We start from the raw sequence: 25,791 nt of genomic DNA, 5'->3' as shown, positions 1-25,791 counted from the left end.
ATGTATTACATTTCACATTATACTCTCGTGCTTATTTTTGGCAAGTCACTATTTTTTAACTTCAAAAATTTAACATTTCCCAACATCCTAAATTACAGATTTATAAATTTATCCGTTTCAAATCCTTCAATTTTCATGTGAAAAATTAGTAATGCAACAATACATTTCACATTATTTTTTCTCGAGCGGTGTATACATTGTTTTTTTTCCATGATTATAAATGAAAGCGGATTTTGCTTTTAGTTTCGCCTTATCTATTTCTATCTCTTCATTTGAGAAATTCACAATAACTTTAATATCTTTTCCATATGATGCAGATTGAACTAATTTATCTTCTGACAAATATACAAAGTTCGTCATTTCTTCTTTTACTGCCTTTTCATGAACTTCATTCCAAACCTTCAGGTGCTGCGTAATTTCTTGTTTATGCTTATTCCACTCTACTTCATCTAAATGATACAACGGAGGAACATTATACAATAACTCATATAACATACGGCTTCCTACCTCATCTTTTACTTTCAAACTTCCCCATTCCCAGTGATGCGTTGTAATTACAGAATCATTGTATACTAATTTATATAACGGTACCGAATATACTGGATTTAAATATACTTGTTTATATTCTTCTTTTAATGGTACTTGTTTTGCATATTTTTCTGGAACATTTTGATTCGGTGACCAATATCCGCCCACATAATACGGACTATTTTTATTTTTCCTCATATCTTCATCGTCCCATTTAATAACAGGCGTTTCAATGCCGTGAGCAAATGCAATCGTGCTACTTGCAAAGTCATTTCCGCCTTCTGAACCAACTACCATACCTTTTTCTTGCGCAATATAATCCATTCGTTGCAACCTTGCTTTTAAATCTTGTTCTTGTGTTGTTATATGTTTGGCCGAATAGTCATCATAAATTTCACCTGTCGCATCACAATCAATAAACCATGAATTATATTTAGGTCCATTTTGTAATATATCGTTCATTCTCTCTTTTACACTAGGAAGAGATAAAGTTGGATTTAATTTTCGCCCTCTACCTAAAAATCCTTGTACCTTTTCTCCATTTTTCTTCGTCACAGTTGCCTCTTCATATAACGATGGATCAGTAAAAGAAGCTGTATTCCAATTTTTATCAGCTTTTTCGTGAATAGAATGGTAAGAATCATACGGACCAACTAAATACCCCATTTTCTTAGCTTCTGTCACGAAATCAGGCTGCATATACCCTTGTTCCCAGTTCGGTAACCCAATCCATGCATTATCTATTCCTGCAGCTTTCATTTCCTTTATAATATCCGTTCCATCTGCCTTACCCCATTTACTTACTTCTTCAACTGCATCATCGAGCGCTGACTTTAATACATGCTTATTTAAGTTATATAACTCCATCTTTGATAAATGATCCACACCTTTGTTTAATAACTCACTAGCCTTCTGATCCACTCTTTGGAAAATATCCTCTTTATATAATTCCTTCATTGATAATACTTCATTTATATAACGCAAAATAACATTTTTTTGATACTTATCAATGAAATCTTGTTTACTTACTTGATCGAATACATTTAATTCTCCAGGCTCTGAACTATATTTTTGAATAAGCTCTTTTATATGGCTAAACACAGGGCTATTTATTTTCTCTCTTAGCTTTAGCCAATTTACATTACTTTCTGATAAGCCATTTTGATTCCAAAAATAAAAATGAGCTGCACCGTAAAGCTTTTCTATCTCTTTATTTTTTCTAGCCTTTTCTTTTAATGTTTTAAATTCGCCTTTTCGAGCGATATTGTCTTTATACAGTTTAGCAATACTTACTGCATCATTATTTGTCACATATACTTGAAATCCATATGTTTTATTTTTATTTATACGCGGAAATTCATGTATAAAATCAAATCCTATTTTCGGATCCGAATGAAATTTCAATTCATTATTAAACATATTGTTCGAAATATATACAATCGAATATTTCGAACCATTTAACGCGAAAAACTTCATAGAAAATGATTCAGCAAATGAATAGGCATCATCCTTTAAAAACTTCTTCCAATTTTCATCATTACTCGGAATTTGTTTCCCTTCCCATAACGGAAGTGTATAATTTTCAGCTTGTACTTTCGGCCAAGTAAAGCTTTCTGCACCAGTCGATTCCACTTCAATATTTAAGTGATCTTTTTTCTTCTCTAGATTCACTTTTACTTTTTGATCTGGATATTCCCAAGATGTACGATCCTTATCTTTTTTTACATTCGACACCTTCATTTTCGGCAAAGGCTGTGATGCCAGTTCCTTTACGCCATCATGTTCTACAATTAACGTGAAAGTCTCTGGATTTACATCATAAGTAAACTCTTTATACGTCGCTTTCTTTATTTTAGACTCTTGAACAGTATTGCTACCTTTTACATCACACCCGACTAAAGTCGACAATGATATCGTTGTAAGAAGACATATTGCTATCATTTTTTTCATCTTCTGCACCTCCACCACTGAATATACAGAGGCTTTGTTACAGGAATGTGGCAAAAAAATAGAACCAGCATAATGCTAGCTCTATTTTGGGTATTAAAAATAAATATATACGGACAACTATAATCTGCTTAATATATGTAGTACAATAACCGTGTTTTTTTCATCCTCACTAATTATAAAAGCAAATCATTCAAAGCTTTAACATGCATTTCTTAACTAAAAAAATAAGTGTATATAATATACGCTAAAACTAGCAATAAAATTACTAGCGCTGTACCTTTCCAATTCATACCACCCGTCATATCAACTGGACTTCCCGTTTCAGCTCTGTTGAGTCCATCATGTAAAGAACCGGTAGGATTGTTTTTCAATTCATTTTGCCTTATACGTTCTCTTTTTTCTTCCGGTGACTCTTTCTTCATACGATCACCTCCAAATGAATACACTCTTTACTAAATTATACATTAATATTTTTCTTTTATACGCAAACATATTTACAACATAAAAAAAGCTAGCGATGCTAGCTTTTTTTATAATCCAATATGTTCTTCCTTATTTACAGTAATCCCTCTATGATCAATTTCTAGCTCACACACTTTCATAGACGTAAATACTCTTGCTAATTGCTCAGCAATTTCTTGACGTTTCTCATACGGCGTTAATATAAAAATAGACGGCCCTGCACCGCTAAGCGCTGTACCGTATGCACCGAATTCTTTTGCACATTTACGAATAGATGGTAATAACGGTACAAGCTCTAAACGATACGGCTCGTGAAAATGATCCCTCTCCATCATTTCGCCTACAACTTCCCATCTCTTTTGACATAAAGCAGCTACTAATACATTACTTATTGCACTAGCCTTAACAGCTTCATGAAACGGGAATACATCTGGTAATACAGATCGACTTTCATCTGTATTTAGCTCTTCATTTGGAATAAGAGAAATGACGCCTAATTCCTTACTTTCAATTCTTACAACCGAAACATTCTTTCCATCAAGTGCTCCGATTACCGTTCCTCCTAATATAGAAGCAGCAACATTATCAGGATGACCTTCAAAATTTGTAGCAATTTGAACTTTTTGATCAGTCGTTAAGTTCAAGTTGCCTATTTGATTCGCAAGCTCTATCCCAGCTACAATTGCTGACGCACTACTTCCTAGCCCTCTTGTTAATGGGATATTACTAGTAACTTCGATTATATGAGGTGATAAAGAAGGACTCACTTTACATGCCGTGCTAACGATTAAATTTTTATCGTCTGTCGGAATCGACTCATCAAAAGAATGGATCACTTGCCATTTATTAGATTTCTCTTTTACTACTACATGTAAATACAATGACAATGCTATTCCTACTGAATCGAATCCAGGTCCAACATTCGCTGTACTAGCAGGAACACGAATACTGAATGGTATCACGACATAATCACCCCTTTAATATGCTCTTTAATTTGTTCTATATTATTTGAAACACTTGCAATATCTAATGTATTAGAAGAAATTGCGATATCAGGATCTTTCAAGCCGTTTCCAGTTAAAACTGCAACAACTGTTTCTCCTTTTTTGATTTTTCCAGATTGAACATGTTTCATTACGCCAGCTAATGAAGCATTCGATCCTGGCTCAGCGAAAACCCCTTCCGATTTTGCTAATAATCTATACGCATGTAAAATTTCTTCATCTGATACCATATCTATTTCACCGTGAGACTGCTCAGCAGCCTCTACTGCATATGACCAACTTGCTGGGTTACCGATGCGTATCGCTGTTGCAATTGTTTCTGGCTCGTCAATTACATGCCCTTTTACAATAGCAGCTGCTCCTTCCGCTTCAAATCCGTGAATTCGTGGCTTCTTATAGCCTTTTTCTTTCTCATATTCACAGAAACCTTTCCAGTACGCTGTAATATTCCCGGCATTTCCAACAGGAATCGCTAAAACATCTGGCGCATTTTGTAACTGATCACAAATTTCAAACGCTGCTGTTTTTTGCCCTTCAATTCGATAAGGATTCACTGAGTTTACTAATGTAATTGGCTCTTCTGCTGCAATATTTCTTACAGCCTTTAATGCATCATCAAAATTTCCTTCTATTGAAATGATTTCAGCACCATAGGCAACTGCTTGCGCTAATTTTCCATGTGCAATCTTTCCTTCCGGTATTACGATAATACATTTCATTCCAAGGCGTGCCGCATATGCGGCAGCCGATGCTGATGTATTACCTGTCGATGCACAAATAATGGCCTCTGAACCTTCTTCTTTCGCCTTCGCAACTGCCATTACCATACCACGATCTTTAAAAGAACCTGTCGGATTCGCTCCTTCATACTTACCGTATAACTGAATTCCTAATTGTTTTGATATATTTAATAACGGGATAAGCGGTGTATTCCCTTCCATTAAGCTCACATCAGGTGTATTTTCATTTACTGGTAAATAAGAAGCATACTGTTTTAATAATCCTTTATACATATTGTTTTTCCTCCTCAATAATGTAGTAACTGTTTATTTCACTTGCGACATCTTCTATCGCTCCTAAAACTCGTTCGAATTGATATTTTGAAGTTTGATGTGTTACAACAACGACTTCTGCAAGTTCACGATTTAAAGGTAATTGAATCACTTCTTTTAAACTTACGGAATAATTAACGAAACATTCTGTTATTTTTTGCAACATCCCTGGTTCGTCTCGTAATGAAATACGCAAGAAATATTTCGAAACGACTTCTTCATCTCCCTGTAATTCGTACGGCTCTGGTTCTTTTAACGCACTTTTATTTTTCTGAACTTGATTCATATTTTTAACGATTGAAATAATATCACTTACTACAGCAGAACCAGTCGGTAACTTCCCAGCTCCAGGTCCGTAAAACATTACTTCCCCTACTGCTTGACCGTGAACATATACTGCATTAAATTCATTATTTACATTCGATAATGGATGATGACTAGGTAAAAGAGTCGGTTCTACACTTAAATGAATGGCTGATCCTTGTTTCTCTGCTTTACCAATTAATTTCATTGTAAACCCTAACTTTTCAGCCATTTGTAAATCTTCTTTTTCGACCTTTCGAATCCCTCTTACTTGTACATCATCTAAAGAAACATTCATCGAAAAACCTAAGTTTGCAAGAATCGCTACCTTTCTCGCCGCATCTAGCCCATCTACATCCGCTGTCGGATCTGATTCTGCAAAACCTAATTTTTGTGCTTCCTGTAAAGCTTCTTCATACGACCATCCATTTTGACTCATCTTTGTTAACATGTAATTTGTTGTACCATTTACAATTCCCATTATTTTTTCAATTTGATCTGATGCTAATCCGTCTGTTAACCCTCTTAACACCGGAATACCGCCCGCTACACTTGCCTCATAACATAAATCACAATCATTATCGTTCGCCAGCTGGAGAAGCTCTGCACCATATACAGCCATTAAATCTTTATTTGCTGTTACGACATGTTTCTTATTTCGTAAAGCCCTAACAATATGCTGCTTCGCTTCTTCAATTCCGCCCATTACCTCTACTACAATATCAATATTTGAATCATTTAGAACTTCATCGACATGACTTGTTACTACGATTCCATCAATACAAACATCACGTTCTTTTTCTAAATCACGTACAACGACTGTCTTCACTTTCACTTCATATCCTGTATCAAGTGCAATTTTTTTGCAATGTTCTTTCAAAATATGGACAACACCACTTCCGACCGTACCTAATCCTAACACCCCTACATTAACAACGTTATTCATCTTCTAATCTCCTCCTACAATTTTATTTTTTATCTTTATCAATCACCTTGCTCTGCTTTTCAATCATGCAGCTGGTGGTTATTTCCGTACGTACAAATCGTTTCATGTTACAGCACCTCCTTTCAAAGTAATAAAAAAACACACTCATCCCTAGGAAAGGGACGAATGTGTTTTCGTGGTTCCACCCTTGTTCCAACCTAGACGTATTTCTCCCTAGATTGCTCAAACTCAGATAACGGCTGATTCCGTCAATAATTACTAGATTACTCGTTCACTATTGAAGTTCAAAGGTGGTAAAATCATTTCTCGTGTTAGGAAGCTCACACCCTTGACTTCCCTCTCTGTAAACCGTAAAAATGATTTCGTGTCCTTATCGTTACTTTTTCGTTCATGTTTATTTGTTAACTCATTATACTCGCATAAAAAACAAAATCAATACTATTTTTTGATTATTTTAAATTTTCAATCTGTAATCCATAAAAAAACACACTCATCCCTAGGAAAGGGACGAATGTGTTTTCGTGGTTCCACCCTTGTTCCAATCCAGACATATTTCCTCCTAGATTGCTCAAGTTCAGATAACGGCTAATACCGTCAATAATTACTAGATTACTCGTTCACTATTGAAGTTCAAAGGTGGTAAAATCATTTCTCGTGTTAGGAAGCTCACACCCTTGACTTCCCTCTCTGTAAACCGTAAAAATGATTTCGTGTCCTTATCATTACTTTTTCGTTCATGTCTATTTGTTAACTTATTATAGTTATCAATTTTTTAAAAAGCAAGCCTATTTTTGTTCATTATTTTTAAAAATACAAATCATTTTATTTTAAAATAACAAATCATCTCATATAGATTTCTACTCTTGCACATGTATTCATCACTTACAAACTAACAAGATTGATATTAAAGTCTCATTCTAAAACGTTTAGAGTTTCACACCTCAACACTATATTTAAAAAGTAATTTTTTTAATATAATCTTTCCCTATAACTTTCTTCTAAAGAACGTGCAACATCTTCTTCTGAAGCATTCACTTTGGCATGCTCCAGCAACATTTTTGCTGCTGAAGGTAACTCTTTTTTATGTAACCAAGATTCCGGATCCCACATATTAGAACGAATAAAAGCTTTTGCACAATGAATATAACACTCTTCTATTTCAACAACAATTCCAAGTAGCGGATTGCGTCCATTTACCTGCATTTCTTGCAAAATTTCTTCGTCGTTTGTTATATACGCTCGGCCATTTATTCTGAGTGTCTCCCCAAGACCTGGGATGAAAAAGATTAATCCTACACGTGGATTGGAAATAATATTCAAAATGGAGTCTATACGACGATTGCCCGGTCTTTCTGGAATGATAATTTTATTATGATTTAATACGTATACAAATCCAGGTGCATCTCCTCTCGGCGAAGCGTCACACTCTCCTAATTTATTTGCCGTAGATAATACTAGAAAAGGAGATTTAGACAGAAAGTCTACGCAATGGTGGTCTAATGATGAAATAACTTTTTTTAAAGCTCGTTCACTTGGTTGCCCCAATATTCCCCGTAATTCTTCCTCTGTTGAAATAATCGATTTTATTTTCTTACTCTCTATTCCCACTAATAACGACCCCTTTTTCTTTATTTTCCCAAAATTCATTACAAATATTGTATAATAAAATTTGCAGAAAGGGGAATTTAAATGACAGAGTGGTTAACAATATTTGATACTGAAAAAAATATACTTGGGAAGAAATTACGTGATGAAGTGCATCGTGACGGTGATTGGCACGAAACATTTCATTGTTGGTTTGTAGAAAAAGATGATGAAGATATGTTTTTATATTTCCAATTACGCTCTAGAAATAAAAAAGAAGCTCCGAACATTTGGGATATTACTTCCGCTGGACATATTATGCATGATGAAGATGTACAAAGTGGTGGTCTTCGTGAAATTGAAGAAGAATTAGGGCTTTCTTTTCAAACGACTGATTTAGCATATAAGGGCATCTTTACAATAGATTATGAAATTTCAAATCTTACAGATCGCGAGTTTTGTCATATGTATTTCCACAATGTCATTAACCCACTTCCATTCGCACCGGGTCAAGAAGTAGACGATGTGATGAAAATACATGCAACTTCTTTTCTACAGCTATTAAAAAGAGAGATTTCATCTTTTACCGCTACTTCTGTTTTGAGCAATAAACCGCTAACGATAACTTTTGATGATATTTATCCATATGATTTTGCATACTATGAATTTGTTATTGAACAAGGAAAAGACTTACTAGAAAATAATAGTCTATAAATAAACTAGGGCTCCTAGCATCGTACTGCAAGGAGTCCTAGTTTTTCATTATTGTTCAAGTATTTTCAATCTACTCTCTACTTGTATAAATAAACGAATGATTAATAACAGCATAATCACCATAATCGCTATCATTGTATGTGGATATCTAAACAGTATACTAATCACACTTCCAATTAACATCATAATGAATCCGTTTTGCTTCATCACTTCTGCACTATACCTATTACCTGCATCCCATAATTCTTTATTTTTCATAGATTGTTTCGTACGATAACCATATGCCGCATTAATATCGGTCGGTGGATTTTTTTGAAGGACAATTGCCGCAAGTATAAATATAATACCTATTAAAATACTCATTCCTATGTTTATTAGTGCATACATCAATTATATCCCCTCCTAACCTACAGCTTCATTATACGAAAAAATCCTGTTTTTTCCAATTTTACAACACATTCACTTTCGCTCTTTCGATGTTTGGAACATGCTTGGCAGCGTTACAAAACGTGCCCCTTTCATTTTTAACTGTGGAATGATTTGGTCCAGTGCCTCTACAGATCCTTGCAAATGCCCACCTGGAGTTGAATGCTGAAGTATGATACTACCAGGAAATGAGTTCCCTAACACATTATTTGTAATCGTATCAGCACTTACACCTTTCCAATCAACTGTATCCACACTCCACTGTACAATCATAAAGTTTTGCTCAGTTGCCCAATGCAATTGATTTTCAAGTATTTCACCATACGGCGGGCGTATAAATTTAGGAGCATAGCCGACTAAACGTTTTAATATTTCTTCCGTTTTTATAATTTGATTACGGTACTCGACCTCATTTACTTTCGCTAAATTTGGATGACTATACGTATGATTGCCAATTACATGCCCTTCATTCGCAATACGCTTTACGACATTCGGAAACTTTTCTGCGTTTTCACCAAGTAAGAAAAAAGTCGCTTTTACATTATGTTGTTTTAACTTATCTAATATTTTCGGCGTAAATTCTAAATCCGGTCCATCATCAAATGTAAGTGCGACTTCCGCTTTATTGTACGGTCCTGAAAATGCGTACGCATATTTTTCGACCCATGAAAATGGTGTCCACGATCCACGTTCATCTGCTTTCATTTGTACTTCATAGCTTTGAGGGGTATATGTGTATGGCAATGTGCTTATATAATTTCCGTAATAAAATAAGTTATATGGCATATAGGTATACGGAACATCTCGTTCTAGTCCCCATTGATATGGAGCAAACATTTGTGGCGAATAAAAACAATACATAATAAAAACCTCCCTAAAATTTCATATGTGATTCCTCTACACTTTGTTAGAGAAATTCTTATTCATAAACAAAAATAAGACTGTCCGTAATTTGGACAGTCTTACTGCTTACTATTGTTAATAAATTGATGTGCTATCTTTTGGCAAAGCTTTCACATGTTTTAAATAACTCGTCACTCTGTCATCATCACCTTGCGGGTACTGATATCCATAAGCGCTAGCAATTTCATTCGCCACTTCCCTAAATAAATCACCCATGACAAAGAATGATTCCCATATGTTTTCATATTCTGCATTAGAAAATGTCTTTTTAAATTGCTCCCACATATCTCCTTCGAAATATTGCTCAAAATGCTTTCCAAACTTCCCTGCATTAACTGTAAAGTCTGTTTTCATACCAATATGCCATTCTAGCATTACGATGAACATATCTCGTACTGGTCCTTCAAGCATTCCTTTCGCATAAGAAAGCTCTTCTCTCCATAATCCTTTTGCCACATTCGTACTACACCACCAAAATTCATTACAGCAACCTAAAAACTCTTTTTCTGTAGGCTTTTTTATTAAGTAATCTTTATCGCTTGCTGGCGGGAATTCTTCCATACAATTATCTTTATCGAGAAGTAATTTACTTAAGCTATCTTGTCCAACGAACTTTTTTATTAAATCAACCGGAACTAATGTTAAATCAATCCGATTTCCATCCATGAACTGCATTAAATACGGAAACTTCCCGTCTCCATCTGGTGGAACTAATGACATTTCTTCTGGCACTTGTACAATCATTATTTCTCCAAACCTATGAATCCAATTATGATTAGACGTAAAAGAGCGTATATCTTTTACAACATATATAATATCGTAGTCTTGAAAACAATCTCTTTTCACATTTGGATTTACACGCGATCCATTCATGATGACAGCTCGAATTCTTTCATCCTCTTTTGCTGTATTTATAATTAAGTCCAGCATTTCTTTTTCAGTTCTCATCTATTCCTAACCTCCAATTTTTAATATAAACTTATATTTTGAAGTACGTTGGAGGTCCACGAGCTAACTGCGTTGTATACGATACATGTTATAACTTTTCAAACATCTTTTTCATTCTATTTATCTCCTTTCGTTATTCTTTTACGACTGCCATTATAAATCCATCGTACCCTTTACTTCCGACTGTTTGAAGCGCTGTAGCACTTACACGTGGCTCAGTAGCTATTAGCTCATAGAAGCGACGTATCCCTTGTACGCGAGGGTCATTACTCGTATTGTCAATAACTTCTCCTTCACGTACTACGTTATCCCCAATAATTACAGTACCAGGGCGTGATAGTTTCAGTGCCCATTCAAAATAAGCAGGGTTATTTTTTTATCAGCGTCTATAAAGATAAAATCAAATGGTTCATACTTCTCATTTTCTATTTGTTGTAAAGAATCTAAAGCTAATCCTGTTCGCACTTCAACTCTATCATTCAAATTAGCGCGTTCAATATTGCTACGCGCAATGTCAGCATGCTTTTCTACTATCCACTTTTGATTATACCGAAAATTCTGTCTCATATGCAAAAAATAAAGAAGGGACATCTACTTCATTACAAAATAGATATCCCTTCTTTTGTTTATACATGTATCCCTTACGGATTAGTAGACCAAAGTCCTGCTGATTTAATAAATGTACGTTTATTTAATTTCAGCTGCGCTACGATAAACTCTGCAATATCTTCTGCTTGCATTACTTTATCCGGATTTCCGTCAGTTAATCCTAAATCAACAGCCATGTCTGTTGCTACTGTACTTGGAGTTAAAGCTGTTACACGAATGTTATGTTTGCGAACTTCCATCGCTAACGATTCTGTTAAGCCAAGAACACCAAATTTAGAAGCACTATATGCACTTGTTACAGGTGCACCTTTTTGTCCTGCTGTAGATGAAATATTAATAATATCACCAGATTGTTGTTCAATCATGCTTGGTAAAGCTGCGCGAGTTGCATAGTATACACCCATTAAGTTTACTTGAATGATTTTTTCCCAATCAGCAACGTCTAATTCTAAAAACTTACCGAATTTAGAAATACCAGCGTTATTAATTAAAATATCGATAGATCCTAAACCGTTTTTTAACGTTTCAATTGCAGTAGTTACCTCTTCATATGAAGAAACATCAGCAGTCGCAATAACAGCTTTTACGCCTTCTGCTTCTACTTCTTTCGCTACAGCTTTTAAGTTTTCTTCTGAACGAGCTAAAAGACCGACATTTACGCCTTCTTTCGCTAATGCGATCGCTACAGCGCGACCAATCCCTCTACCTGCTCCTGTAATTAAAGCATTTTTGCCTTGTAATAATTCTGCCAAGTATAACACTCCTTAATCATCTCAGTTATGTACTATATGAAAATTGTATCTATGTTTATGGAAAAAGGCAATGATGCACTTTCATGTGCGTAGGTTACTTGTAGGTAACTATAGAAATTTTTTATTTATAATTCTTATGGATTTGCCATAATTCATGTAAAATAAAAATAAATTCTACATAGGAGAGTATATGTGTATGACAAGAAAAAAATGGTTCTTGCCACTAACTGCAGTCGGACTATGCATCATATTTTTGGCTATGTACTTTATATTTGGTAATCCACTACATTATAAAGTAATAAAAAAAGATACTAACGAATATCTCCATACTATAAAAGGATATAAGCAAAAAGAAATACAAAGCATAACCGGAAAATATACTCCTCTTTATAATATCGGCTATTATGCGGAAGTCGTATATAAAGACGAACCTTATTTTACATACTCTTATACATACGATAATAATAAAATAATACAAGACAACGGCATTTTAGGAAGACATACTGAGTCATTTGAAAATCTTAATTTAAACTGGTCATTGTTTGACGAGTTAGTAGACGGTATTCATAAAAACTTGCAAGAAAGAGGTTTAAGTAAAAAGAAAGATTATTCTATACGCCATGTTCAATTCGTTGATATTGATGATGATAAAAACGGTGCAGAAGCATACGTTGACTTTAAAAAAGATAAAGAATCTGATTACTCATACCGTATGAATAGTGAAGGAAAAGCTTATCAGTATAGCTGCAGCAATGGTAAATGTACGTATAAAGAAAAATAGTGTTAGAAGATATGCCCCTAACACTATTTCTCTTTATACTTAGGAATACACACAATAAATTCCGTACCCTTCCCTTCCTCACTCTCGACTTTTATTTCTCCTTGATGAAGGTCAAGTACTTTTTTTACGATAGCCAAACCTAAGCCACTTCCTCCATAAGCACGATTTCGTGAAGAATCCGCTTTATAAAAGCGCTCAAAAATATGTTGCTTCTGTTCTTTTGATATACCAATTCCTGAATCGCGAATACGTACTTCCACTACTTTCTCATATTCTTTTAACTGAATTGTAATCGTGCCACCATTTGGCGTAAATTTAATACTATTATGAATTAAATTTATCCAAACTTGACTCATACTTTCTTGGTCAGCAGTAATGTGCACTTTCTCTAAATTAAGTTCCAATTCAATTTCTTTTTCAGCCCAGAGCGGTTCACTATTTAACACAATTTGCTTTAACTGTTGATCTAATCGATAAGTCGCTCTTTCTGGTGTATATTCTTCCGACTCTAAAAGGGTAAGCTTCAGTAAATTTTGACTTAGTTTAGATAATCTCGTCGTTTCCGTTTCAATAATGGTAAGGTAATGCTCTCTCTTTTCCTCGGAAAGATTGTTATCTTGTAGCGCTCTAGCAAATCCTTTTATAGAAGTTAATGGTGACTGTATTTCATGAGAAACATTCGATACAAATTCCTGGCGCATTTTCTCCATCGCATTTAGTTCATCTGTCATATCATTTATACTTTTTACGAGCACACCAATTTCTCCATCATATTTCTCTTCATTTCGTATTTTTACGGAGAAGTCCCCTTTTGCAATTTTTTGTATCGGTTCAATAATAGTCCAAATCATCGCCTCTCGCTTCGGTCTCATTAATACCCCAATCAACACCCAAATAAGAACAATAAATACAAAGCCGACCATATCACTAATTAAAAAAGTAACAAAAGGTGATACTTGTATTTCAAGAGCATTTATTACACTTGATGATACATAAAAGGCTATAGACCAAATTATTGTGAGAAAAGAAAAGAGAGCTAGTACCGCTCCAATTATTTTCAATATCTTCACCTTATTCATTCGCTCTCTTCTTCTCATTTACTTACCTCTAAGCGATATCCTAAGCCTCTTATCGTTTTAATACTAAATTTCGACTTCTCTTCTTGGAACTTCTCACGTAACCGATTTATATGAACGTCTAGTGTACGCTCATTCCCTTCAAAATCATATCCCCATACATCTTCAATTAATTGCTCTCTCGAACAAGTCCTTCCCGCTTTAGAACCTAAAGTAAAGAGCAATTCGAATTCTTTTAGTGGTAACGTAACCGTTTGTTCTCCGGTTATAACTTCAAATGTTTTACGGTTTAACAGTACATTTCCAACTTGAATTGATTGCGACACAGTAATTTGATAACGTTTCAATAACGCCTTTACCCTCACTACTAGTTCTATCGGATCAAATGGTTTTACAAGATAATCATCCGTACCAAGATGAAACCCTTTTACTTTTTGAGATGTTTCTCCTTTAGCAGTTAGCATCAAAATAGGGATATCATAGTATTTTCTTAATTCAAAACATACATCAAATCCATCCATATTCGGCATCATGATATCAAGAATAACCATATCAACTTTCACTTCATCTATTTTTTGAAGTGCATCTAGACCATCAATTGCTTCATATGTTTGAAATCCTTCCCGCTCTAAAAATACAGAAACAAGTTCTCTAATATGTGGATCGTCATCTACTATTAAAATTTTTGGTAGCAAAGAAAACCTCTCCTTTCTACGTAGCATCTTTTATATAACTTGTAAAAATGAATCATCAGCGGAGTATAAGCCCCACTGATGATTCATTTTATAATACGCCCTCTTTAATTTTCAATTGTTGCGTTGCAAATTCACGATACATGTCATGTGTGCGTAACAATTCATCATGTGTACCGCTTCCTGTAAGATTCCCTTTTTCTATAAAAATAATTTTATCTGCATCTACTACAGTAGAAAGTCTATGTGCAATAACTAACGTTGTTCTGCCTTTCATTAAGTTATTTAATGCCTTTTGAACGACAGACTCTGATTTACTATCTAAACTAGAAGTTGCTTCATCTAACATAAGAATTTGTGGATTTCGAAGTAACGCTCGGGCAATGGCAATTCGCTGTCTTTGTCCTCCAGAAAGTTTCACACCACGTTCTCCAACTTCTGTTGCATATCCATTTGGCAAATCATGAATAAATGCATCAACGTATGCCATCGCCGCTACTTTTTCAATTTCTTCATCTGTCACTTCTCCCTCAACGCCGTAACAAATGTTATCCCGAATCGTTCCATCAATTAACGGACTATCTTGTGAAACGTAACCAATTTGACGTCGCCATGATTGTAATGAATAGTTCGTAATTGCATCTTTCCCTAATTTAATAGCACCGCTAGTTGGCTCATAAAAACGTTCTAATAGTGAAAATAATGTCGTTTTCCCGCTACCACTTGGCCCTACGATCGCTGTTACTTTTCCTGATTTAATTGTGAAATCAATATTCTTTAACACTTGCTCTTCTTCGTTATACTCGAAATATACATTTTCAAGAACAATTGGTTGCTTAGCATTTGTGACTTTCACACCAGTTTCATGGTCTTCTATTTCATATTCTAAAATAGTATTAATTCTTTCCGTTGCACCAATTGCCTTTTGGAATTGTGTAAAGAACATAGATAATTGACTCATCGGCATTATAATTTGAACTAAATATAAAATAAACGCTACTAGTTCCCCAGTTGTTAATGCACCGCTAGAAACTCGCATCCCGCCATATCCTACGATAATAACAAGTAATGCCATTAAAACAAACGACATAACTGGTGAAATTAACGCTTGCACTTTTCCCTCTTTCAAACCAAATTGCAATAACTTCTCGATACCTTTATTTCCAGTTTCATATTCTCTTTTTTCTGTGTTCGAAGATTTCACTAAACGAATTTCTGATAATACTTGCGTTAGCACACTTGTAAAAGAAGCTGTTTCATCTTGAAGCGCTTTTGAAATCTTATACATTTTTCGTCCTAGTGGAACTAAGATCAGTACTGATAATGGAATAACCGTTAAAAGTAAAAGTGTCATTTTCCAATCTAAAACAAATAATACGATTAATGATCCGACAATTGAAATACCGCCTGTTAATAAATTTGACAAATGCTCAGAAATTAATGTCTTCACAACACCTGTATCATTTGTCATTCGGCTAATTGTATCGCCTGTTCTATTTTGATCATAATAAGATACTGGCAATATAAGTACCTTTTTCCACAAACGTTCTCTCAGTCCGGCTACAATCTTCTGCCCGATATAATTTAGTAAATATATAGATAATCCTGCAGCTATAGTTTGCATAATAAAGAATGCAACTAGCCCAACAATTTGTCCTGTACTAATTGACGAAAGTGAAAAATTATCTACTAATCCTTTTGTTAACATCGGAATAAATAAACTCGCTCCCGTAGAAAGCAAACTCATGAATAACGCAAAAACAAGAATCCCTTTCGAAGGATTTGTATCTTGAATAAGGCGTAAAAACTGCCTCCAACTCCCTTTTTTCTTTATTTCATTTCTAACTTCCATTTCTGTCATCTCCTCGTGTTAAACAAAACTGTTCTTTCTAAAAATAGAATACAATACAAATGTAAACTGAATGTAAACACACTTTTTCTGTTTTTACAAAATATACATAAAAACTTATCTTTACAACAGATATAAACATCTGATATTATTACCTGGTACTTAATATTGTTCTATGTGAATGATAGATAACTAATTTACAATACTATATAAATCTCCAGTTATTGAAAGGAGTATCCTTTTTGCAAACAAATATACATTCTAAAAAGGAAACAATTATTTTTATTCATGGTTTAGTCGGCAATCGTCGTGCTTTCAAAAAAGAGCATAAACGATTTTCCGCCTCTTACAACATTATTACTTATGACTTATTAGGTCACGGCGATGATAAAGGAGAAGCTATCGAATTTTCATTACAGCGTCTCGTTGATCAATTATTGAATTTATACGAAAAAGAAGGCATTCAAAAAGCTCATATTTGCGCTTTAAGCTACGGCTGTTATATCTCTACCATTTTTGCACAAATGCATCCAGAAAAAGTTTTGAGCATTTGTCATATTGGTGGACATTATAATAACCCTTCCCTTTTATATAACGTATTTCAAAAGTTTTGGGAGAAGCGAGGAGACGATTACTCTAAATGGCTCTCTCAATACGCAAATACCATTTTTCCAAGTGGCATACTAAAGGCAAATCCGTTCGCAGTCATTTCAAGAAATATTTATTATCGGTTCGGATTGCAATTACATTCATCAATTATTGCTCAATCATTACGTCACCGGTTAGAATTCGATTTAAAATCTAAATTAAAATCACTTCCCCACCCTATTCTATGGGTAATGGGCGAACATGATCATCTCTATAAATCTTGTCTTTTTGATTTAAAGTCCATTCTTCCTAACGTTTTATATAAAGAAATACCGTTAGCAGGACATGCAGCAAACTTATTCCGCCCCAACTACTTTCATGATCTATACGCTCGATTTTTAAACGGGAAGTTACAGTAAAAACTATTACCTTCCAATTTATTAAACTATAAAAAGGCTTCCCAAGTTTCCCTGGAAAGCCTTTTCTCTATACGAAAAGTATATAATCTACTTTTTCTTAGTATGCTTTTGTGTAACCTAATAGGTGCTTGCTCCAGTAAGAGTTACTTACAGAACTAATACGTACACCAGTTGCATCAGTTTCTGCACTAATGAACTGACCGTTTCCTAAGTAAACACCCATGTGAGAAGGACCTGATTTATAAGTGTTTTGGAAGTATACTAAATCACCTGGTTGTGGATTGCTAGTTTTTGTTTTAGAGCTCCAGTATCCAGCAACTGTTTGACGAGCGCCTTTATGACCAGTTTGATTTAATACGTAGTGAATGAATCCACTGCAATCAAAACCAGCAGGTGTTGTACCAGCTGTTCTGTATGGTGAACCATTTAATGATCTAGCGAATCCAGCGATTGAAGATGTATCTCCACCAGTTGTTGGCTTTTGTACGTCTTTACCTGGTTGTTGAACGTTATTTGTAACGTTATTGTTATTTGTAACGTTGTTTACTCCGCCTTTTACAAACTTAACGAAGTCTGCACTTACGTAACCTGTGCGGCCGTTATGGTTAATTTTGTACCAACCATTTTCAGCGCCAGTAACGTTTAATACTGTACCGTTTGTTACACCACCGATTACAGCGTTGTATGTAGCTGGGCCTGTACGTACTTTTAAAGCACCAGTGTTAACAACATAAGAACCACCAGTTTGAACTGTAGTAGTATTGTTGTTTGTAGTTGGTTGTTGTGTTTGGTTAGATACAGCAGAACCACCTTTTGTGACGAAGTCTTTGCTTACGTATCCAGTTCCACCATTGAAATTGATTTTAAACCAATCTTGTACTTCACCAACAACTTGTACTGTTTTACCTTTATTTACAGAGCCTAATACTGTATGAGATGTACTTGGGCCTGTACGTACGTTAAGTGAAGAAACGTTTACTGTGTAAGTACCAGTTCCTTGTTGAACAGTAGTTCCTGTTTTACCACCAGTCGTTACGAAGTCACCACTTACATAACCAGTTTGACCGTTTACAGTTACTTTGAACCAACCGTTTTCTTGTCCAATTACTTGTAGTACTTGACCTTGTTTTACTTTAGAAATAACGCTATGTCCTGTACCAGCACCTGAACGAACATTTAATACATCAGCAGTTACTGTGTATTTTAAGTCAGATTTTGTTTCTACAGTTTTTGTTTCAGTTACAGTCGTTTGTGTTTGAGTTTGTCCATTAATTTCTTTTAGCGCTTCGTTTGAAACTTGTGCATGAGCAGAATCCATACCTGGAACTGCAACACCTGCTACTGAAGCTGCTGCTAAACCTGCAATTACTTTTTTCATAAGTTGTCTTTACTTCCTTTCCCTACTATCCTCTTAAAAAAAACTTATAAACTTAATACTTTACAATATTATCAAAGTAAAATATTCATTAAGTTCCATTTTTTAACAAGAGTTTTATTTTTCACACAGAGTTCATTTTAAACGAGCGAAGTGAAATCCGTGTGAACTTCATGTGAACTTTACCATTAAACTTACTCTTTTTGCAATGCTTTTTTTATATTTCTTATGTATTTTATTGGAAATTCGACATACCATTCATTATCTTAGTATATATTTTCTATCCACTTAAAAAAATTCTATTCATCTAACACAATGCAAAGAATGTATTTCCTAGTATAGTTCTTCCTATGAAGGATACTCTTATCATGACAAAAAACACTTTTTTTATCAATAGTATAATATTTTTAGAAAACTATTTTTGATACTATCTATCGCTTTTAAAAGATTTGACGATTTGTAAGATTTAACTTCAAAAATTCTGTTCTAATTTGACGAAAATGTACATTCCACTAACTATTTTTCACTACATATGGAATTTTCAGGATATTTATATTATTATATATACAGTGGTACCTTAATCCATACAAATATTATCCACCCTACCCGGAAACCAATCGAACTTTTACAGGTCGGTATTCTCCACTTAACATTGAATTTTGAGATGGAAGCCTTATTGCCTGCAAATAGTGAAATCAAAAAGGAGGTATATTTATGAAAAATATAATAGATAATCCTATCAATAAAAATATAGAACTGTACTATGCTTTTTTTCAATTCGTTTCAATTATTACCTTACAAAAAATATCAACTGTTGAAACACGTAAAAACGAATTAAAAGATCAGATGAAAAATTCCTATCAAAAAAATCCTTACTACTTATAAAAAGGTGAACAGGTTGTATCCCTGTTCACCTTTTTATAAGTAGCAAAACCCCGATTGGTTCAAATAATAATTAGTGGGGGATAAACAATTCCCCCGCTCGTTCCTACATTATTTATAAATTTTCACACGTTTTTCTAAAGGCTGGTATTCTTTTTCACCTGCAGGTACAACTGGTTTACCAAAAGGCATTTGCGCAATAAGCTTCCAATTTTCTGGAACTCCCCATTCTTTTCTCACTTCTTCATCAATTAATGGATTGTAATGTTGCAATGTAGCACCAAACCCTTCAATTTCCAAAGCTGTCCAAATTGCAAATTGTAACATTCCTGAGGATTGCTGAGACCAAATTGGAAAGTTCTCTTTGTATAATGCAAATTTTTCTTGCAGTTCTTCCACCACTTCACTATCTTCGAAGTATAGAACTGTTCCATAACCACTTTTAAATGCATTCATTTTTTCTTCCGTAGAAGCGAAGTTATTTTCAGGTACAATTTTTCGTAACGTTTCTTTCGTAATATCCCATAACTTATCGTGTTGTTCTCCAAGCAAGACGACAACGCGAGCACTCTGAGAGTTAAAAGCTGAAGGTGTATGTTTTACAGCATGATAAATTACTTCTTGAATTTTTTCATCAGAAACTACTTGTTCTTTACTAATTGCGTAAATAGATCTTCTGTCTTCAATTGCTGAGTAAAAATCTTTTGCCATCATAATTCCCTCCAATTTTCATTTGAGGCTTTTTCCTATGTACACATCATATGCCCCTCAAAACTTATCATTAATAAGTTTCTAACTTTATAATATAAACAAACAATAATAAACTCAAATAATAACACTCACATTTTTTACCTTTTTACTTTATTAGTGCTAAAAAATAAAAGGCAATTTGTTGTTACCGATAATACGTAACAACAAATTGCCTTTCTTATATGATGATCCAACTCAGTATTTCACTTAATTAACTAAGCCAAATGCATAAGACATTAGCTTATTCGTCTCTGTAAAACGCTTTGTTTTACCTTTTGTTCCCATAACAACTGTAATAATACGAGTATCACCTTGTTTTGCTGTACCCGTAAAACAATACCCTGCGCTATCTGTAAATCCTGTTTTTAATCCGTCTATTCCTTCTATATATAAAGCTTTATTATTTTTGTTTAACATATCATTTGTACTTATAACATTAATATTATTAAATGCTAACTGACTTTGACGTAAGTGAGTCACTTCTAATATTTCTGGGTAATCTTTTATAAGATGATACGCCAAGTTTGCTACATCACCAGCCGTCATTTTTGTTTCACTTCCATCGGGCTCTTGTAATCCAGAAGCATTTGCAAATTTAGCATGTTCCGACATTTTTAACTGTTTCGCTTTTGCATTCATAAGCTGAACGAAATCTTTCTCCGATTTTGCCATATGTTCTGCTAAAGCCACAGCTGAATTATTAGCTGACTCAATCATTAATGCATGATATAAATCTTTAACAGTTAATGTGTCATTAACTTGTACTGGGATTCTCGCTCCCTCTGTTTGTGCCGCTTTCGCACTCATTTTCACCGGATCTTCCCAGCGAACTTTCCCATTATGTACATTTTCTAATAGAAGATATGCTGTCATCATCTTAGACATACTTGCTGGCGCAAAAGCCTCATTTTCATTATGTTGATAAATAATATCTCCATTACTCGCATCAATAATCATAGCTGCTTTTGCATCAATTTCCGGTGGTATGTACTTTGGTGGGACTACTTTTTCAACTAATCCTGTTTTAGGTAGTTCTGCCACTTGTAAAGGTTGTCCCTCTATACTTGTTGCACTCTTTTGAGTTCCTTGGAATAAGAACCAACATATCCCTAAAACAATGACTAATAGGACTGTCAGCCTTCCCCATTTTAACCGCTTCATTTCAAAACTCCTTTAACAAACCTTTTATACACTCACATTTAACCATAACAACTTTCCCTTTATATCGTCAAGGTAAAAAGCATATTTATTCATCTACAGTAATTATTATTTCAATGCATGTATGTTACAATAACAATACCGAAATATAAGAATATTCAATGATAAATCCTTATGAATAAAACTATTAATAGAAAGGATTCATACAAATGCCACTTCCAAAATCATTAAAATACGGAAACACAATTGGGATTTACTCACCTTCTTCTCCAGTAACCTACACTTCTCCTAAAAGATTTGAACGAGCGAAATCTTACTTACAACAGAAAGGATTTCATATATTAGAAGGTTCACTAACAGGTCGATATGATTATTATCGTTCGGGTAGTATACAAGAGCGTGCTGAGGAACTAAATGCTTTAATAAGAAATCCTAATGTTTCTTGTATCATGTCAACAATTGGTGGCATGAATTCAAATTCCTTATTACCTTATATTGATTATGATGCTTTTCTAAATAACCCTAAAATAATGATTGGGTATTCAGATGCAACAAATAAAACGATACATATTATAGAATCTTAGAAAAAATGAATACATGGCTTTTATTGTTTTACAATAAAAGCCATGATACTATATAATTTGGAATGTGAAAGCTTAAACTAAATACGTTCCAATATCTATCATTAGAAAAATTAGGTATAAATATATATTTATATGCAAAAGAGAGTGAATAAATGAAACCAACTATTAAAAATTACTTATTTTTACATGTAGCTTTTTTGATATATTCTATCATTATGGTTTACATGAAATGGGCGGCTAAATTTCCCATTGCTTCCATCTCATTTTTTATTGCTTATTTCGGACTAGTTATACTTTTATTTGGATATGCAATTTTATGGCAACAAGTAATTAAACATTTCGAAATATCAAAAGCATATTCACATCGCGGGATTATTATACTATGGTCAATGCTTTGGTCAGTATTTCTATTTGGAGATACGATTCAGTGGAATCATTTACTTGGTGCAGCTATTATTATCGTCGGAATTGTGGTGGTGACAAAAGATGAATAGTTATATGTTATTATTTATTTTCGGGATAATTTTAGCTAATTACTCACAAATATTATTAAAAAAAGCTACTTTGCAACAATACGATTCTAGAATAAAAGAATATATGAATCCTTATGTTATGATTGGCTACTCTTTATTTGTAATTAACGCTGGATTAAATGTTATCGCCATGAAGGGAATGGCATTAAAACAAGCATCAGCATTAGAATCCTTAAGTTATATCATCATATTAATTTTCGGTTGGTATTTCCTAGGGGAAAAAATAACGAAACGTAAACTCATCGGCAACATGATTATTATCGTTGGTGTAATCGTTTATTGTATCCAATAGTAAAAGGCTCCGTTTGTGATAAACGGAGCCTTTTACTATTGACCTAAATTTTGCACCTTATCTTTCAAATCTCGAACTTGATCTACCGTCTGCATAAGCTCAGAGTTTTTAAACTCTTCTACATTCACTTTCCCTTCTTCTATCTTTGTCATCGCCGTATCAATTAACGTATTTAACTTTTCGTTATATCCGACGATTTGCTGATGAAGATCCTTTGCTACATCAGGCGGTGTTAATTCATTAAAAACGGGTATATCTTGTTTAATTTCACTAAGCTTCGCTTCTAATTCTTTTCGAGCTTCACTATCATTAACAGCCTTTTCAGCTAATGCTGGTGCATCATTTGCAAATGCACTTATTTCATTTACATAATCTGTCGCTTTTTGAGCATAATCTATGGAGTTCTTTCCTTGTTCAACGAGTGAACATCCCATCAAACCAATTGTAACTATAAATACTAATAAAATTGATTTTATTTTCATTTTAGGCTCCCTTCGTCTTTATAATTGTCTGTAAGTTTCTCTATCCTAACTTCTAGCTACATTACTTATAACCTTTTTTCAAATAGCTATTTACCCTCTTACATGCCCGATTACCGTTACAACATCTACTTCTATATGTACGCTAATAATATCTTCAATTATATCCGTATATCCTTGTCCTATAGCTGTTCCATAGTGTAATGTAAGCCCCTTCTTTTCATACACTGACTTTGGTACTGAAAAAATAAATCTCCTCAAATTTCTTTCATCAGCCGGTTCCATAATTAAAACAATCCCATCCTCATCAAACATATACGCTCGCCCTCCAACTTTACATTCACTATGGCTCAGTATTGCCTTGGTCAGCAAAATTTAAAACATAATACGTTTATATACACACTCTGCTGCACCATAAAAATAAAAAACATTCCTTCTTTTTGTTAAGAAGGAATGTTTTTTAAAAAATCAATTTCTAACTCTAGCATCTTTCTTTGACGAGGTTTTATTTTTCTTACGGGAACTCCAGCATAAATATACCAATCTTCTAAACTCTTTTTCACCATACTCATCGCACCTACTGCCGTGCCTTCTCCTATAGTTACATTTGGAAAAAGAATAGAATTAGCACCAATAATCGCATGTTTTTTTAAAATAACTTTTTCTGTTTTCACATTCCTATATTGATTCGGGACGGTTGGCCCCATTAATGTATTCCCACTGAAATCATCTAGTACTGCATATACTAAGGTTTTAGCTGAGATATTTGCAAAGTCATGCATTTCAATTCCAACTTCCCCTCCATATAACGCTGTATACGCTGATATATGCGAATAACTTCCAATTGTGATTTTGCCACTTAAAATGCAAAAATCATCAATTCTTACATGATTACCAACTGATATAACACCTGGATTATATATACTTGCTTTTTTACTAATCAATACATTTTTCCCAACAGATAAAAATCCAATTTTCTTTAGCTCTTCTTGACTATAAAAACTATTCATCTGCCGACACCACCTTCTGTCCTAAACAGATTACAATTTGTTCTACTATTTCTTTCGTCATTCCTTCCCATAAAGGCAAACTTACTATTCGTTTTGCTATTTTATTCGTTCTTGTTAAATCTGTAGACTTATAGTTTCTAAAAAGAACTTGTTGGTGGCAAGAGGGCGAAAAGTATAATCTAGCTTCTATTTTCTGTTTTTTCAGTTCTTCTATTACTTGTTTGTTGCGAACTTCTTCCGGACAAAGAATAGGCATAAATTGCTGAATAACTGCTTCTGTCTTTTGGAGTTGCCACCCTTTTTTCATTAACCCATTACTTTGTAACAATTGTTTATACCATTCAGAAATACGGGTGCGTTCTTTTAATTTGTCATCCCATTTTTTCATAGTTGCAATCCCAATCGCGGCTGCGTATTCAGACATTTTACAATTAAACCCCATCATCGTACATTCACGATTTGTATCAAATCCGAAATTCCCCATTCTTTTAATACGTTGTATATCTTCTTCATTTTTACTATATATGAGCCCTCCTTCACCAATTCCGAAAGGCTTTGTTGCATGAAAGCTATATATGATCATTCCACTAAAATCTTGACCGTAATGCATCCCTCCATTCATTAATCCAAATCCCGGTGCCGCATCTACGACAACCGGAACACCTTTTTTCTCTAATTCTTCATATTCTTCTAAGTTCATCCATGAGCCAAAAGTTGCGTACGGGACAACAATCGCAACCTCTTCTTTTAATTCTTCAATCTTATCCCAGAGTACTGTTTTATCCATATACCAATCATCTATTGAAATATCAATAAAATAAGGTTCCAACCCACACCAAATAGCCGCTAATGGAGTTGCAGGGAATGTAAAACTAGGCATGAGGGCATACTTTCCTTTTTTTCTTTTCTTAAGTTGAATGGCCGCCATTAACCCTAACGTTGCGTTTGCTACTGTTGTAACAGCTCCCCTGTTCTGAAAAAATCCCGACATAATTGTTTGTTCAAAACGTTGATTTATAGGTCCATAATTCGTATATATGTGCGATGCATCAATTTCCTTCAATTCATCTAAATACTCAATTACTGGTACAGTTGAAGCACGTAAAAAAGGAATATTCTCCATATCTATTTATTCCTTCCTA

27 protein-coding genes, 1 pseudogene and 2 other annotated features are annotated in these 25,791 nt (G+C 34.2%); of the genes and pseudogenes, 7 read left to right on the top strand and 21 right to left on the bottom strand.

Annotated features, from left to right (window positions below; translation table 11 throughout):
• Positions 1 to 171 precede the first annotated feature (171 nt).
• From PDQ68_RS00235 to PDQ68_RS00210, 6 genes are all read right to left on the bottom strand, one after another.
• The gene (locus PDQ68_RS00235; protein ID WP_061182728.1) at positions 172 to 2,478 is read right to left on the bottom strand and encodes a glycoside hydrolase; all 2,307 of its coding nucleotides are present in this window, start codon (positions 2,476 to 2,478) and stop codon (positions 172 to 174) included.
• 212 nt (positions 2,479 to 2,690) lie between these two features.
• Positions 2,691 to 2,900: a DUF6366 family protein gene (locus PDQ68_RS00230; RefSeq protein WP_061182727.1), complete on the bottom strand. Its 210-nt coding sequence runs from the start codon at positions 2,898 to 2,900 to the stop codon at positions 2,691 to 2,693.
• Positions 2,901 to 3,008: 108 nt separating this feature from the next.
• On the bottom strand, positions 3,009 to 3,902 hold the full coding sequence (gene thrB / locus PDQ68_RS00225) for a homoserine kinase (protein ID WP_061182726.1): 894 nt from the start codon (positions 3,900 to 3,902) through the stop codon (positions 3,009 to 3,011).
• Complete coding sequence (thrC, locus tag PDQ68_RS00220; RefSeq protein WP_061182725.1) at positions 3,899 to 4,957, bottom strand: threonine synthase; 1,059 nt, start codon at positions 4,955 to 4,957, stop codon at positions 3,899 to 3,901. Before thrC ends, thrB begins: the two co-directional genes overlap by 4 nt.
• Positions 4,950 to 6,245, bottom strand: a complete 1,296-nt coding sequence (locus PDQ68_RS00215; RefSeq protein ID WP_061182724.1) for a homoserine dehydrogenase — start codon at positions 6,243 to 6,245, stop codon at positions 4,950 to 4,952. The genes thrC and PDQ68_RS00215 overlap by 8 nt, the downstream gene beginning before the upstream one ends.
• Before the next feature lie 154 nt (positions 6,246 to 6,399).
• Positions 6,400 to 6,631, bottom strand: a binding site (T-box leader).
• A 114-nt stretch (positions 6,632 to 6,745) separates the two neighbouring features.
• Positions 6,746 to 6,977: a binding site (T-box leader), on the bottom strand.
• 237 nt (positions 6,978 to 7,214) lie between these two features.
• Positions 7,215 to 7,853, bottom strand: coding sequence for a pyridoxamine 5'-phosphate oxidase family protein (locus tag PDQ68_RS00210; RefSeq protein ID WP_061182722.1), 639 nt, complete (start codon positions 7,851 to 7,853; stop codon positions 7,215 to 7,217).
• 81 nt (positions 7,854 to 7,934) lie between these two features.
• Here PDQ68_RS00210 and PDQ68_RS00205 point away from each other — a divergent pair, with 81 nt between their 5' ends.
• Complete coding sequence (locus tag PDQ68_RS00205) at positions 7,935 to 8,543, top strand: NUDIX hydrolase (RefSeq protein WP_061182721.1); 609 nt, start codon at positions 7,935 to 7,937, stop codon at positions 8,541 to 8,543.
• A gap of 48 nt (positions 8,544 to 8,591) precedes the next feature.
• Here PDQ68_RS00205 and PDQ68_RS00200 read toward each other — a convergent pair whose 3' ends face one another.
• The 5 genes and pseudogenes from PDQ68_RS00200 to PDQ68_RS00180 form a co-directional block, all read right to left on the bottom strand.
• A complete protein-coding gene (locus PDQ68_RS00200) occupies positions 8,592 to 8,930 on the bottom strand; it encodes an SdpI family protein (protein ID WP_049112599.1) in 339 nt (112 codons plus the stop codon).
• Positions 8,931 to 9,002: 72 nt separating this feature from the next.
• The gene (locus tag PDQ68_RS00195; RefSeq protein WP_100633804.1) at positions 9,003 to 9,830 is read right to left on the bottom strand and encodes a peptidoglycan-N-acetylglucosamine deacetylase; all 828 of its coding nucleotides are present in this window, start codon (positions 9,828 to 9,830) and stop codon (positions 9,003 to 9,005) included.
• Between the two features lie 117 nt (positions 9,831 to 9,947).
• Positions 9,948 to 10,820 carry an aminoglycoside 6-adenylyltransferase gene (locus PDQ68_RS00190; protein ID WP_061182719.1) on the bottom strand — a complete coding sequence of 291 codons (873 nt, stop codon included), beginning with the start codon at positions 10,818 to 10,820 and terminating at the stop codon, positions 9,948 to 9,950.
• A gap of 133 nt (positions 10,821 to 10,953) precedes the next feature.
• A pseudogene (locus tag PDQ68_RS00185) lies at positions 10,954 to 11,348 on the bottom strand (O-methyltransferase); the annotation flags it as partial.
• 113 nt (positions 11,349 to 11,461) lie between these two features.
• Positions 11,462 to 12,181 carry a 3-ketoacyl-ACP reductase gene (locus PDQ68_RS00180; RefSeq protein WP_000818985.1) on the bottom strand — a complete coding sequence of 240 codons (720 nt, stop codon included), beginning with the start codon at positions 12,179 to 12,181 and terminating at the stop codon, positions 11,462 to 11,464.
• Between the two features lie 196 nt (positions 12,182 to 12,377).
• Here PDQ68_RS00180 and PDQ68_RS00175 point away from each other — a divergent pair, with 196 nt between their 5' ends.
• Positions 12,378 to 12,962 (top strand): DUF3139 domain-containing protein, encoded by a 585-nt coding sequence (locus PDQ68_RS00175; RefSeq protein WP_061182718.1) that lies wholly within the window; start codon positions 12,378 to 12,380, stop codon positions 12,960 to 12,962.
• 23 nt (positions 12,963 to 12,985) lie between these two features.
• Here PDQ68_RS00175 and hitS read toward each other — a convergent pair whose 3' ends face one another.
• From hitS to PDQ68_RS00160, 3 genes are all read right to left on the bottom strand, one after another.
• Complete coding sequence (gene hitS, locus PDQ68_RS00170; protein WP_001254314.1) at positions 12,986 to 14,059, bottom strand: envelope stress sensor histidine kinase HitS; 1,074 nt, start codon at positions 14,057 to 14,059, stop codon at positions 12,986 to 12,988.
• Entirely contained in the window at positions 14,056 to 14,733 is a 678-nt protein-coding gene (gene hitR / locus PDQ68_RS00165) for an envelope stress response regulator transcription factor HitR (protein WP_061182716.1), read from the bottom strand. The genes hitS and hitR overlap by 4 nt, the downstream gene beginning before the upstream one ends.
• An 88-nt stretch (positions 14,734 to 14,821) precedes the next feature.
• Positions 14,822 to 16,582: an ABC transporter ATP-binding protein gene (locus PDQ68_RS00160; protein WP_270786555.1), complete on the bottom strand. Its 1,761-nt coding sequence runs from the start codon at positions 16,580 to 16,582 to the stop codon at positions 14,822 to 14,824.
• A 239-nt stretch (positions 16,583 to 16,821) separates the two neighbouring features.
• Here PDQ68_RS00160 and PDQ68_RS00155 point away from each other — a divergent pair, with 239 nt between their 5' ends.
• On the top strand, positions 16,822 to 17,586 hold the full coding sequence (locus tag PDQ68_RS00155; protein WP_001194311.1) for an alpha/beta fold hydrolase: 765 nt from the start codon (positions 16,822 to 16,824) through the stop codon (positions 17,584 to 17,586).
• 97 nt (positions 17,587 to 17,683) lie between these two features.
• Here PDQ68_RS00155 and entFM read toward each other — a convergent pair whose 3' ends face one another.
• Positions 17,684 to 18,964, bottom strand: coding sequence for an enterotoxin EntFM (entFM, locus tag PDQ68_RS00150; protein WP_000755519.1), 1,281 nt, complete (start codon positions 18,962 to 18,964; stop codon positions 17,684 to 17,686).
• 711 nt (positions 18,965 to 19,675) lie between these two features.
• Between entFM and PDQ68_RS00145 the strand changes: the two genes are divergently transcribed.
• Positions 19,676 to 19,846 carry a hypothetical protein gene (locus PDQ68_RS00145; protein WP_061182306.1) on the top strand — a complete coding sequence of 57 codons (171 nt, stop codon included), beginning with the start codon at positions 19,676 to 19,678 and terminating at the stop codon, positions 19,844 to 19,846.
• Between the two features lie 108 nt (positions 19,847 to 19,954).
• Here the strand turns inward: PDQ68_RS00145 and PDQ68_RS00140 are convergent, their stop codons facing one another.
• On the bottom strand, positions 19,955 to 20,557 hold the full coding sequence (locus tag PDQ68_RS00140) for a nitroreductase family protein (protein ID WP_201027230.1): 603 nt from the start codon (positions 20,555 to 20,557) through the stop codon (positions 19,955 to 19,957).
• 243 nt (positions 20,558 to 20,800) lie between these two features.
• On the bottom strand, positions 20,801 to 21,754 hold the full coding sequence (locus tag PDQ68_RS00135) for a D-alanyl-D-alanine carboxypeptidase family protein (protein WP_000825886.1): 954 nt from the start codon (positions 21,752 to 21,754) through the stop codon (positions 20,801 to 20,803).
• Between the two features lie 206 nt (positions 21,755 to 21,960).
• On the opposite strand from PDQ68_RS00135, the gene PDQ68_RS00130 reads away from it, so the two are divergent.
• The 3 genes from PDQ68_RS00130 (at position 21,961) to PDQ68_RS00120 (ending at position 23,160) form a co-directional block, all read left to right on the top strand.
• Positions 21,961 to 22,335 (top strand): LD-carboxypeptidase, encoded by a 375-nt coding sequence (locus PDQ68_RS00130; protein ID WP_061182308.1) that lies wholly within the window; start codon positions 21,961 to 21,963, stop codon positions 22,333 to 22,335.
• A 152-nt stretch (positions 22,336 to 22,487) separates the two neighbouring features.
• Positions 22,488 to 22,829: an EamA family transporter gene (locus PDQ68_RS00125; RefSeq protein ID WP_000805122.1), complete on the top strand. Its 342-nt coding sequence runs from the start codon at positions 22,488 to 22,490 to the stop codon at positions 22,827 to 22,829.
• Entirely contained in the window at positions 22,822 to 23,160 is a 339-nt protein-coding gene (locus PDQ68_RS00120) for an EamA family transporter (RefSeq protein ID WP_061182813.1), read from the top strand. The genes PDQ68_RS00125 and PDQ68_RS00120 overlap by 8 nt, the downstream gene beginning before the upstream one ends.
• 35 nt (positions 23,161 to 23,195) lie before the next feature.
• On the opposite strand, the gene PDQ68_RS00115 is transcribed toward PDQ68_RS00120, so the two are convergent.
• The 4 genes from PDQ68_RS00115 to PDQ68_RS00100 form a co-directional block, all read right to left on the bottom strand.
• Complete coding sequence (locus PDQ68_RS00115; protein ID WP_000695208.1) at positions 23,196 to 23,642, bottom strand: DUF6376 family protein; 447 nt, start codon at positions 23,640 to 23,642, stop codon at positions 23,196 to 23,198.
• A gap of 90 nt (positions 23,643 to 23,732) precedes the next feature.
• Positions 23,733 to 23,954 carry a hypothetical protein gene (locus PDQ68_RS00110; protein ID WP_000459104.1) on the bottom strand — a complete coding sequence of 74 codons (222 nt, stop codon included), beginning with the start codon at positions 23,952 to 23,954 and terminating at the stop codon, positions 23,733 to 23,735.
• Between the two features lie 128 nt (positions 23,955 to 24,082).
• Positions 24,083 to 24,649, bottom strand: coding sequence for an acyltransferase (locus tag PDQ68_RS00105; RefSeq protein WP_016717225.1), 567 nt, complete (start codon positions 24,647 to 24,649; stop codon positions 24,083 to 24,085).
• Positions 24,642 to 25,772 (bottom strand): aminotransferase class I/II-fold pyridoxal phosphate-dependent enzyme, encoded by a 1,131-nt coding sequence (locus PDQ68_RS00100; RefSeq protein WP_016717224.1) that lies wholly within the window; start codon positions 25,770 to 25,772, stop codon positions 24,642 to 24,644. The genes PDQ68_RS00105 and PDQ68_RS00100 overlap by 8 nt, the downstream gene beginning before the upstream one ends.
• Between the last annotated feature and the right edge of the window lie 19 nt (positions 25,773 to 25,791).

This window comes from Bacillus cereus group sp. Bc010 (genome assembly GCF_027716745.1).
GTDB lineage: Bacteria > Bacillota > Bacilli > Bacillales > Bacillaceae_G > Bacillus_A > Bacillus_A pacificus.
Note: the sequence above shows the minus strand (reverse complement) of the source record. Positions and strands in the feature narration are given on the sequence as shown.